The following is an 11,178-nucleotide window of genomic DNA, read 5'->3' on the forward strand; positions in this document are numbered from 1 at the left end:
AGAGAGTCCCGCCCGCCCCCGACGCCGAGCCGCCCACAGCCCTGATCGTCGTCGTGGACCAGTTCGAGGAACTCTTCACCCTCTGCCAGGACGGCCAAGAGCGCGACACTTTCGTGGAAGCGCTGCTCGCTCTCGCTGCCCCACGCGGAGGGAGAGGAGAGACGAGCCAAGGACCCGGTCGACCAGAGGGCAGCCTGCCGACCGCCTTGGTCGTCCTCGGAGTCCGCGCGGACTTCTACGACCGATGCCTCGCCTACCCCGGACTGGCGTCCTCCCTCCAGCATGGCCACATCACCCTGGGCGCGATGACCGACGCCGGGTTGCGCGAAGCCATTACGGCGCCCGCCCGCGAGGCCGGCCTGAGAGTGGAGACGGGTCTGGTCGAAGTCCTGTTGCGGGACATCGGCCTCATGCCCTTCAGCAGCGCGGGCGCCGCCATGTCCCGGGCCGGAGCGCTTCCGCTGCTCTCGCACGCCCTGCTCAGCACTTGGCAGCACCGGGAGAGCGCCACGCTGACGCTGGCCGGCTATCAGCTGACCGGGGGCATATCCGGAGCCGTGGCCGCCACCGCCGAGCGCGCCTACAGCTCCCTGCCCGCTGTCCAGCAAGCCGTGGCCCGGCGCATTCTGCTCCAGCTCGTCCACGTCGGTGAGGACGGAGAGACGAGCCATCGCACCCATCGTACCCATCTCCTGCACACCGGACCGGGAAGGGAGCCGGCCGAAGGCGTCCAGGAGACGCCGGCCGAAGGCGCCCTTGAAACCTCGGCCGAACGCGTCCTTGAGACGTCGGCCGAACGCGTCCTTGAGGCGTTCACCCGAGCCCGCCTGCTGACCGTGGACGCCGACCACGTCGAGCTGGCCCATGAAGTGCTGCTGCACGCCTGGCCGCGCTTGCGGAAGTGGATCGACGACGACCGGGCCGGCCTGCGCATCCGCCAGCTCCTCATCGAAACGGCTGCGGCATGGCAGGACGAGGGCCGCGACACAGGGCTGCTGTACCGCGGCACCCGCCTGGCCGCGGCCTGCGAATGGGCCGCCGATCCCGCCCGCCGCGCAACCCTGAGCCCCGTGGCGCGGGACTTCCTCGACGCCGGCGCCGCCCACGAGGCCGCAGAGCGAAGAACGGAGCGTCGCCGCAGCCGGAGACTGCGCCAGTCGCTCGCCGGTCTCGCGATCCTCCTGGCCCTGGCCTTGATCGCCACAGGGGTGGCCTTCGCGCAACGCCAGGCCGCCGTCACCGCTCAGCGCGAGGCGCAATCCCGGCAGATGGCCGCCCAGTCGAGCGCCCTGCTCGGCTCCGATCCCGACCTGGCCTCGCTCCTGGCGGTCCAGGCGCACCGCACCAGCAGCACGGACGAGGCGACCGCCAGCCTCTACGCAGCCGCCACGCTCCCGCTCCGGCACCGGCTCACCGGCCATACCGGTGCGGTGACGTCCGTGGCGTTCAGCCCCGACGGAAAGAATGTCGCCACCGGCAGTTCCGACGGCACGGCACGCATTTGGCAGGCTGATACGGGGAAGCCTCGCACCCTTCTGACCGGCCACAGCGCACAGGTTCGGTCGGTCGCCTTCAGCCCTGACGGAAAGTTGCTTGCCACCAGCAGCGATGACAGGACGACGAGACTCTGGGACGCCGTCACAGGAGAAAACCGCGGTGTCCTCACGGGCCATGTCCGTCCGGTACTCTCGGCCGCCTTCAGCCCGGACGGCCTCACCATCGCTACTACCGGCGGCGATGACACCATCCGGTTGTGGGACGTCGCCACGGGCACCAACCGCGCCACGGAGCATGCCGGTGACGCCTCCGTCAGCCGTCCCCAGCTGCTTTCGATGGCGTTCAGTCCCGATGGCAAGACCCTCGCCACCGGAGGCGAGCGGGTTGTGCGGATGTGGGACATCTCCTCAGGGAGAATCCGCCATGCCGCCACAAGAACGATCGACGCCGTAGTGCTGTCGATCGCCTTCGGGCCCGACCGCAGATCTTTCGTCACCGGAAATGATGACGGCACCGTCCACCTCTGGGACACCTCCACAGGGAAAGCCCACCCCCTTCTCACAGGGCACGGCGCCCCGGTGACCTCCGTGGCGTTCAGCCCCGACGGCAAGACCCTCGCCACAAACAGCGGCCGGACGGCACGGCTGTGGGACGCGGCAACGGGGGCGGCCCGCGGCACCTTCACCGGGCACAGCGCCCCGGTGCATTCCGTGGCGTTCGGCCCTGACGGCAAGACCCTCGCCACCGGCAGCTCCGACGGCACCGCGCGCGTCTGGAACGTACCGGCAGGGGCCGCCCGCACCACACTGGCCGGGAAGACCGGCGCCGTAGAGGCCGTGGCGTTCAGCCCGGACGGAAAATCCCTGGCCACCAGCAACGACGACAAAACCGTGCGCGTGTGGGACGTGGCAACGCGTACGATCCGCCACGTCCTCAGCGGCCACACCGCTCTGGTCGCATCCGTGGCCTTCAGCCCTGACGGCAGGTCCCTCGCCACGGGCGGTTACGACGGCACCGTCCGGCTCTGGGACATTCCCACGGCCAAAACCCGCGGAATCCTTTCCAAACACGCGGCTCCGGTGCGGAGGCTGACCTTCAGCTCCGACGGGAACACCCTGGTCAGCGGAGGGCAGGACACGTCCGTCCATATCTGGGACGTGGCCACCGGCACCATGCACAGTACCCGCACCGGCCGCACGGTCCCCGGAGTCCCGGCGGTGGTCAGCGGCGACGGAAAGACTGTCATCACGGGGAGTCGTCCAGGCGATTCCGACAGGACTGTGCAAGTCCAGGACGTGACCACGGACGATATCCGTATCCGTACCATCGCCACCGGCCACACTGACCGGGTCGTGCTGATGGCGCTGAGCCCGGACGGAAGAACGCTTGCCACGAGCAGCGGCGAGGAATCCGTCCGCACGGGCACTTACGACGACACCGTACGGCTGTGGGACACAGGTACGGGGAAAGTCCGTCACGTCATCACCGGCCTGTCCGGCAATGTGCTGGCGATGGCGTTCAGCCCCGACGGTAAGACCATTGCCGCGAGCACGGACGACAAGACGGTGCGGCTCTGGGACGTGGCCACGGGGAAGGCCCGGACGGTTTTCTCCGAGAATGCCGCGCAGGTGGTGCTGGTGGCATTCAGCCCGGACGGAAAGACGCTGGCCACCAGTTCTGGAGACAAGGCGGTACGGCTCTGGGACGTGGATCTGCCTGATGCCGCCGAAGCCGGCAGGAGAGTCTGCAGGGCACTCCACCGGGACTTCACCAGCCTGGAACGGTCCTCGTACGTACGGGGCCGGACATCCAGCCCATGCGGCGAGGGATGAACCGCGACCGACCTGAACGCGACATCTCCCAGTCGTTCGTACAGTGCCCGTGTCTGTGCCCGTGCCCGTGTCTGTGCCCGGGCGAGGGGAGACCTTCGGCGCAGTTGCTGCCGCCGGGCAGGTGATTTCGCCGTACGCTGCCCGGCCCGGCAACGCATCAAGCCTGGTGGACGGGGCTGGCAGCGGCCTGCCGTTTCCGCAGCTCAGTGGGGGTTTCCCTGATCCCCTATGGCGGAGGAAACCAGGAAACTCCTCGACATCCGCCGCCTCCCGGGGCTGAATGGATGACGTGCCGGCACCGAGGCGACAGCACCGTTTCCGGCGCCGGGACAGCGCCGGCTCGGGCCCAGGGGGGGCACATCCGGGGCCCGAGTCACGGGGGAGTGGACACCGGGCCCGACGGGGGCGACGGGGGAGATGCGCGGGCCCGAGCCGGCGCTAGGAGGTTCCGTGAAGGACAGGGCAGAACAGGGCAGGACTGCCATTCGGGGCGGGGGCCGGGGCGTCCGGGGCGGTTGATTCCGAGGGCGGGGGCGATCCGGCCTACGCCGCGCAGAATTCGTTGCCCTCAGGGTCCTGCATGACCCACCAATGCCCGGCCGGCCCCTTGTTGACCTCGCGGACGCGGGTTGCCCCCAGTCCTTCCAGCCGTGCCACCAGCTCGTCCAAGCTGCCACCGGGGTCGCTGTGGATGTCCAGGTGCAGACGGTTCTTGCCCGCCTTGGCCTCCGGCACGTCCTGGAAGAGCAGCCGCCGGCCGCGGCCGATGCCACTCGTCCGGTCGAACGGGTCCTCGGGGTGGCGGATCGCGGCGTAGCCGCGGAAGTTCTTGCGGCCACGGTGCTCGGTGACCGCGTCCTCCGTGATGTGGCCGGCGGCCAGCAACTGCTCGATGAGAGCGCTGGGGTCCTCCACCTCGTACTCGAGGGCAGCCGCCCAGAAGTCCGCGAGGGCGGCTGCGTTCGTGCTGTCGATGACCAGCTTCCAACTCAATGCCATGTAACCAGTTATATTGGTTACATGGACTCCTCTGCAACCAAGGGACTGACGCTGCGCTCCCGAAGTGGCGCCACCTACCGGTTCGACCCCGGCGCACTGTGCCTGGAACTGCTGCCCACCGGCGGTCCCGGTCCCTACCGCCGGTACGAGGTCCTGCACGAGCCCGCCGACCTGGCCGCCTGGGCCGAAAGGTCACGCCTGACGCCGACTCCCACGCTGGAGATCTCCGAAGCGGAAGTGACCGACGCGCGAAGGCTGCGCGATGCGCTGTTCCGGGTCGTCCTCGCGCATACGCGCGGCGAACCGCACCCGCCCGCCGACTTGGCGACCATCAACGAGGCAGCCGCCTTGCCGTCCCTGGCACCCGCCATCGCGCCGAACGGGCAGCGGCAGTGGGCTGCTGGGACGCCCAGCGGCACGCACCTCCTGGCCACCGTCGCCCGGGACGCCGTCGAGCTGCTCACCGGCCCCTTCGTCCACCGCATCCGCACCTGCGCCGCCGAAGACTGCCACCTCGTCTACGTCGACACCTCACGCCCCGGCCGCCGCCGCTGGTGCTCCATGGAGCACTGCGGCAACCTCCACAAGGTCAGAGCGCTGCGCGCCCGCCACTCCGAGCACTCCGAGCACTCCGAGGAAGGATGACCACCATGGGAAGGACGACTGCCACGCCTACGGGGCTCACCCAGGACGCCGGCTGGCAGATCGGCGTGTCCCGCACACTGCCCCACCCCGTGCCCGTCGTCTGGGACCTCGTCAGCAGCCCCGCCGGACTCGCCCTCTGGCTCGGCCCCGGCGCGACCCTCACTCCCGAGCGTGGCGCCCCCTACCGGACGGACACAGGAGTGACCGGCGAGGTGCGCAGCTATCACCAGGGCCGGAAGATCCGCGTCACTCACGGCACCACCACCCTCCAGATCGCCCTTGCCCCCAGCGTGGACGGCTCCCGTACGACGCTCCGCTTCCACCAGGAACACCTGGCGAACGCCGACGCACGAGAACGGCAGCGGGCGCACTGGCAGGGCGTCCTGGACCGGATCGCCACCGCACTCGACCGCAGCCTGTCTGACTGAACGAGCCCACGAGCTGACGAGCTGACGCACCGGTCCCGACCCCCACTGTCAGTGGCTGCCCTTAGAGTTTCGTCACTGAGCGTGAAGGGGGAGGGGTAGTGGCGGATATGAGCGCAGGCTCGGTGGAGGTCGTGTACGGCGAAGGGTGGTGCGCTCGTGGCCGGGCGGTCATCAGCCCGGTGTCCGAGGGCGAGGCCCGGCGGCGCCACGCGGCCAGCGAACCGTACATGGCTCTCCTGCACATGAACGGCCGGCCACTGGCGGAGCTGCGGATCGCGGGCCGGGCCGGACACGTGGGCCTGCTCCTCTTCGACGCGCATGGCAGGCGACACCGGGAGTACGACTACGTGGAGCTGCGGCGCGGCCGACTGCACCTGAGGCGCCACCGGCAGTGGCTGTACCGTGCACCCGGTGAGCCCGAACGGCCGGTCCCTGCCGCGCACTTCACCCTCACCATCCGGCCTGACGGGAGCGCCCGGCGGACCCTGGAGCACGACGGCCGGTTCGACACCATGGCGCGCATACCCGAGGAGCACCGCACACTCCCCTTGGCGGACTTCGGCGACTGGACCCGTTACGCCGACGCCGGCCTGCTGGGTGTGCCCGGCCCGGTCACGCTGGTGCCCGCGCCGCAGCCGGAGAAGGCCGGTCCGACCGTCAGCGCCCCGCTGTGGAGCGCGCCCGAGCCGCTTTCCCCGGGGGTGTTGGAGGCCCTGTTCGTTCCCGGTAGCCGCTTCGCGTCGTACGACGGACCGCTGACTGTCATCGAGCCCGAGTACGCGGGGAGCCTGCGCCTGCCCACGGGCAGGGTGATCGCGGCCGACCCGGCCTCGCTCTCGACGGCCGACGAGCCGTTCACGGTGACTGTGCCGCCAGGGACGTACCCCCTGCTGCTGGGCAAGGTGGAGCGGCGGTCCGAATGGGCCGGCGAGGAGACGGCGGAGGAGACGACCTGGGAGGAGACAACGGCGGCGATGCTGCGCATCGGGGAACCGAGGCCCACCGCGTCCTGGGAGCCGGCTCTCCTCCCCGGCCAGGAGATCCGCCTGCTCGGCGACCGCGAGTTCTACGGCTTCGGCGTCGACTCCGGCACCGGCGTCTTCCTGGATGTCGCTGCACGGGACGCGCTGGCCGCCGACCCGGATGCCCGGCTGGAACTCGCCGCCTCAGCCGGTGGCGAGGCCGTCTGCTCCGAGTTCCACGACCCCGTGTCCGGCGCCAACGCGATCGCCTTCCCGAGCGGCGCCGGCGACGGTTCGTACCCGGTCTGGATCGGCCGCGATCGCGACGGCGCGATCACCTGCCTGATAGCCGACATGCTGACGGTGGACAGTACGCGTCCTTTGCCGCTCACGACCGCTGCGCCGGCAGTGGTGCTCAGTCCGCCGGTGCCGTCGGCCGAGAACCCGCTGCCGATCGCCGTGCCCCACGCTGAAACGGCTCTCTACTTCGCCGAGTTGCTCGCCGAGACCACCGTGATGGCACGCGATGTCCGCTCCGGGGACAGGCGCTGAGGACAGGCAACACCTCACTTGCCACTTCGGAAAGTGCTTGCCACTATGGAAAGCGATAACCTGCGTAAGCGAGGGGGGACGGGGAGCCATGCACGATTTCACCGGTGCTGAGGCGGCGTTGGGGCGGGTGGCTGACGTGGAAAAGGCGGCGCGGGCCCGGAGCGGCTGGTATGCGCGCTACCTCTGGGTGTTTGCCGCTGGGCAGTTGATCTTGGTCCCGATTGCCGTCCTATGGCACGGCTTCGTCCCGGCCCTGGTTTTCGTGATCGTCAATGCGGCCCTCGTGACCGGGCTGAGCCTGTACGCCGCACGGCAGCGCGTGGTGCGCCGCGGCTTCGGCGCCAAGCATGGACTAATAGTGGGAACCTGGGGCGCCGTTTTTGCGCTGGCAGCCTCGCTCGGTAACACCGTGTTCGTGAACAGTCCCGCCTTTGCCGCAGCGGCCACGACGGCCTGCGCGCTGCCGCTCGCTATGGGGGCCTGGCTGGAGATGTGGCGGTCGTCGTGACGGAAGACAAGGCCGCGCAAGACAAGGCTGCGCAAGGCATGGCCGCGGAAGGCAAGCTCCCTGCCGGACCACGGGGCAGCCATCCTCGGCACAACCTCGCACCACTGCTCAACGCACCTGTACGTCTGTCAGTAGTGGCCGCCCTGGCCCCGGTCGGGAAGGCCGAATTCGGGTTCGTACGGGATCTGGTGGAGGTCACCGACTCGGTCCTCTCCAAGCAGGTGTCCGCACTCGAAGAGGCCGGGTGGGTGGCCGTTCACAAGGGCCGGGTCGGCCGACGTCCTCGCACGTGGCTCTCCCTGACCGCCGAGGGGCGAGCTGTCTATGAGCGGCATCTGGCGGCCCTGAGAGCCATCGCCGCAGGCTGACAGCGTGTCGCTGCCCACGACTTCCCCACGCCGTCCGTCGAAGCGGCCCCGGCCGTAAGCTGGTGGCGTACTTCACCGGTGGCGTACCTCAGCGGCAGACCTGGGCTGCGCGGTGTGCGCCGAGAGCCAGGCGCAGCCGATTATGTGCGCCGAGCGTCAACGCAACCGGCGGGCGCCCCGGGCCGCAGCTGCGGATGCCCGTCGGCCGACGCCGCTGGTCGACCAGGCGATGATGCTCGTGCCGCGTACGGAGCTGGAGATGCAGGACGTCTGGCACGTCGCCGGCATGTGCGGCACCGGCAGCAACTGCCTGATCGCCGAGGACGTCTTCGTGCCCGGACACCGCGTCATCTCCGTCCCGCGCGCGATCGCCGGCGAGCTGCCCGCGGTCCACGGGCCGACGGGCCCGTTCCGCTCCCCGTTCGCACCGCTTCTCGCCCTGGGCCTGGCGGGGTCCCAGCTGGGCATGGGGCGGGCCGCACTGAAGCTGGTCACCGAGAAGGCCGGGACCAAGCCGATCTCGTACACGTACTACGAGACGCAGGCCGAGTCCGTGGCCGTACAGCTCCAGATCGCCGAGGCCGCCATGCGCATCGACACCGCGCAGCTGCACCTGCACCGGGGCGCCGCGGACATCGACGAGGCCGCCGCCCGCGGTGGCAACCTCGACGCGACCACCCGCGCCCGGGTCCGGGCCGACAGCGGACACGTCATCAAGAACGTCCTGGAAGCCATCAACACCCTGCTCAACGTTCACGGCGACGGTGCCTTCGCCGACGCCAATCCCCTGCAGCGGATGTGGCGCGACGCGAGCACCGCCGGACGGCAGGCGGTCTCCACACCCGCCATGGGCATGGAGATCTACGGCAAGCTGCTGCTGGGCATCGAGGAGCGGATCACGCCCTTCGTGTAGGTGAATCGGTCCTTCGCGCAAGACGCCGGCCCGGCGCGGTCCCCACCGCGCCGGGTTCGGCAGTCGCGGGGGCAGGCGGGGGAGGGCTGAAAGAAGAGGACTGAAAGAAGAGGGCTGAAAACCGGCCAGCCCCTGGGGGATTGTTTACACAGGGTAACGCAGCCGCACTTGACTGTAGTTGATCGGCGGCGATTGACTTCTGCTCGCTTACGTTCGGCAGCGCCGTCCCTCGCCCCATCCGACGCGCGAGCGTACCCATACCCCCGTGACCTCGGAGACCCTGTGACCTCTGAAGTGACCCCCGAACTGCTCGCCCCGCTCGACCTCGCCTTCTGGAACATCGAGTCCGCCGGCCACCCCCTCCACATGGGCGGCCTCTTCGTCTTCGACGCGGACACCCCGGACGCCGCCCGGCGAGCCGCCGACCTGCTGGCCACCCGCGCCGCCCGCATACCCGGCCTGAACACCCGTATCCGCCCGGTCCTGCTCCCCGTCGGCGCCGCCGCCCGCCACGTCGCCCCCGACTACGACCCGTCGGACCATGTGCACCTCGCCGCGCCCGTGCGCGACTTCCACGTAGCCGCCGGGGCCCTGATGCAGCAGCCGCTCGAACGGGGGCGCCCGCCGTGGGCGGCGCACGTGCTGCCCGGTGCGAACGGCACGTCCTTCGCCGTCCTGCTCATGTTCCACCATGCCCACGCGGACGGCATGCGCGCGGCGTCGTACGCCCTGTCGCTCCTGGACCCCGCCGCTGCCGACTGGGCACCCGCCCCGGGCGGTGGTGCGCCCCGGCCGGAGAAGACCGGCCCCGCCCTGCGCTTGCCCGACCCGCGCAAGCTGCCCGGCCTGCTGCGCGGTGCCGTCACCGACGCAGGACAGGCCCTGTCCATCGGCTCCGCCATGGCCCGGGCGGCCTGGAACGTGCACTCCTCACCTGCCCTCGTCTCCCGCGGCACCGGCGCCCGCCGGGCCGACGGTGCGGTCGTCGACCTGCGCGACGTGGACCGCATTCGCCGGGCCACGGGCGGCACCGTCAACGACATCCTCCTCGCCGTGGTCGCCGGCGGCCTGCGACGCTGGCTCGACAAGCGCGGCGACGGCAGCGACGGCGTACGACCCCGCGCCCTCGTCCCCGTCTCGCTCCGCGACCCGAACAGCCACAACGGCCGGAACGGCCAGAGCAGCACGAATGGCCAGAACAGCACGAACGACCCGAGCGCCTCAGGAAACCGGCTTTCCGGCTACCTGACCCGCCTCCCCGTCGACGAGCCCGAACCGCTCGCCCGCCTGCGCGCCGTGCGCCAGGCCATGGCGCGCAACAAGCAGGCGGGCCCCGCCACCGGCCCGGGCGCCGCCGCACTGCTTGCGGACGTCATCCCGCCCCTCGGCCACCGCTTCGGCGGCGGCCTCATCGCCCGCTCGGGCCGCCTCTTCTACGACCTGCTCATCTCCAGCGTCCCGCTGCGCGGCGTCCGAGGCCTCACGCTCGCGAACAGCCCCGTCCGCGAGGCCTACCCCCTCGCCCCGCTCGCACCCGGGCAATCCCTCGCCGTAGGCATCACCACTTACGAGGACCGCGTCTTCTACGGCCTGCTCGCCGACGCCGTCGCCGTGCCCGATCTGGACGTCCTCGCCCGGTCGCTGACGGAGGAGGCCGCCGAACTGGTCGCGGCCTGCGGGAGCTGAACCCTTCCTTCCCCCGGGAACTCGGTCGCCCCGCTACCTGTCCGGGGCGGCCGAGTTCGGTGCAGCCAGGGAGAGCAGGGGGATCAATGACGTTCGTAGACGCTGACACGCCGGCCGTTGAGGACCGTATTGCCGCGGGAAGTGAAGTGCTCCTCCAAGGTGCGCTGCTTGATCGCCTCTCTGGGCGGGGCGGTGTGTGAGCGCACGGGGGCGGCATCGCCGATCACGATGATGCGTGGGGTGGCGAGCATGGCGTCGCGTATCGCCCGGGGCCCGGCCTCCAGGCCTTCGAGGTCAAACGCGACCGGATGGTGATGTGAGGTCAGTCCCTGGTGACGACCGCCCTGATGATGGCCCTCATGCTCAGGTGGATGCTGCAGTGGTACGGGAAGACGCCGACGGTCGGGAAGTCGACCGGAGAAGACGTCTGTCCCGAGGGGATCTCGCCGGTGTCCCAGACCGGCGGGGAGGCGTCGGACGTGGCGGTGTGCGTGCTGCTGTCCCGGTTCAACCAGACGACGGAGTCGCCGACCTCGATGATGAGCTCGTTCGGGACGAATGCGAAGTTCTGGATCCGCACCGTGTGCTGGGTGGACATGAGTGGCCCCTTTCCCCGTATCCGGTCCTCGCGTGATGCGAGGCTGAGCCCACGTGAGTGCGGAAATTATGCCCGAAATCGCACAAGTAAATCCAGAATCACTCTAATTAGCTACTAATCAGAGGGAATTGAGGTAGGCGAGGTGAGGGTGGGGGACGGCGGGTGGGGCCCGGGGGGGGGGGGGGGCCCC

11 protein-coding genes are annotated in these 11,178 nt (G+C 70.2%); 8 read left to right on the forward strand and 3 right to left on the reverse strand.

Features of this window, described 5'->3' with window-relative positions; translation table 11 throughout:
• The first annotated feature begins 53 nt into the window (after positions 1-53).
• Complete coding sequence (locus tag ACSNOH_RS29205; protein ID WP_436724454.1) at positions 54-3,329, forward strand: nSTAND1 domain-containing NTPase; 3,276 nt, start codon at positions 54-56, stop codon at positions 3,327-3,329.
• Between the two features lie 543 nt (positions 3,330-3,872).
• On the opposite strand, the gene ACSNOH_RS29210 is transcribed toward ACSNOH_RS29205, so the two are convergent.
• On the reverse strand, positions 3,873-4,328 hold the full coding sequence (locus ACSNOH_RS29210; protein ID WP_436724446.1) for a VOC family protein: 456 nt from the start codon (positions 4,326-4,328) through the stop codon (positions 3,873-3,875).
• Between the two features lie 21 nt (positions 4,329-4,349).
• Here ACSNOH_RS29210 and ACSNOH_RS29215 point away from each other — a divergent pair, with 21 nt between their 5' ends.
• From ACSNOH_RS29215 to ACSNOH_RS29245, 7 genes are all read left to right on the forward strand, one after another.
• A complete protein-coding gene (locus tag ACSNOH_RS29215) occupies positions 4,350-4,973 on the forward strand; it encodes a CGNR zinc finger domain-containing protein (RefSeq protein ID WP_436724447.1) in 624 nt (207 codons plus the stop codon).
• A gap of 5 nt (positions 4,974-4,978) precedes the next feature.
• Positions 4,979-5,401 (forward strand): SRPBCC family protein, encoded by a 423-nt coding sequence (locus ACSNOH_RS29220; protein ID WP_436724448.1) that lies wholly within the window; start codon positions 4,979-4,981, stop codon positions 5,399-5,401.
• A 107-nt stretch (positions 5,402-5,508) separates the two neighbouring features.
• Positions 5,509-6,915 carry a DUF4241 domain-containing protein gene (locus ACSNOH_RS29225; protein ID WP_436724449.1) on the forward strand — a complete coding sequence of 469 codons (1,407 nt, stop codon included), beginning with the start codon at positions 5,509-5,511 and terminating at the stop codon, positions 6,913-6,915.
• An 88-nt stretch (positions 6,916-7,003) separates the two neighbouring features.
• Complete coding sequence (locus tag ACSNOH_RS29230; RefSeq protein ID WP_436724450.1) at positions 7,004-7,423, forward strand: hypothetical protein; 420 nt, start codon at positions 7,004-7,006, stop codon at positions 7,421-7,423.
• A gap of 38 nt (positions 7,424-7,461) precedes the next feature.
• Positions 7,462-7,791, forward strand: coding sequence for a winged helix-turn-helix domain-containing protein (locus tag ACSNOH_RS29235; RefSeq protein ID WP_436724455.1), 330 nt, complete (start codon positions 7,462-7,464; stop codon positions 7,789-7,791).
• Positions 7,792-8,029: 238 nt separating this feature from the next.
• Positions 8,030-8,704, forward strand: a complete 675-nt coding sequence (locus ACSNOH_RS29240; RefSeq protein ID WP_436724451.1) for a hypothetical protein — start codon at positions 8,030-8,032, stop codon at positions 8,702-8,704.
• A gap of 294 nt (positions 8,705-8,998) precedes the next feature.
• On the forward strand, positions 8,999-10,390 hold the full coding sequence (locus ACSNOH_RS29245; protein ID WP_436724456.1) for a wax ester/triacylglycerol synthase family O-acyltransferase: 1,392 nt from the start codon (positions 8,999-9,001) through the stop codon (positions 10,388-10,390).
• An 83-nt stretch (positions 10,391-10,473) separates the two neighbouring features.
• On the opposite strand, the gene ACSNOH_RS29250 is transcribed toward ACSNOH_RS29245, so the two are convergent.
• Positions 10,474-10,641: a hypothetical protein gene (locus tag ACSNOH_RS29250; RefSeq protein WP_436724452.1), complete on the reverse strand. Its 168-nt coding sequence runs from the start codon at positions 10,639-10,641 to the stop codon at positions 10,474-10,476.
• 71 nt (positions 10,642-10,712) lie between these two features.
• The gene (locus ACSNOH_RS29255; protein WP_436724453.1) at positions 10,713-10,988 is read right to left on the reverse strand and encodes a plastocyanin; all 276 of its coding nucleotides are present in this window, start codon (positions 10,986-10,988) and stop codon (positions 10,713-10,715) included.
• Positions 10,989-11,178: the final 190 nt, after the last annotated feature.

It is taken from the genome of Streptomyces sp. URMC 127, assembly GCF_051386535.1.
Taxonomy (GTDB): domain Bacteria; phylum Actinomycetota; class Actinomycetes; order Streptomycetales; family Streptomycetaceae; genus Streptomyces.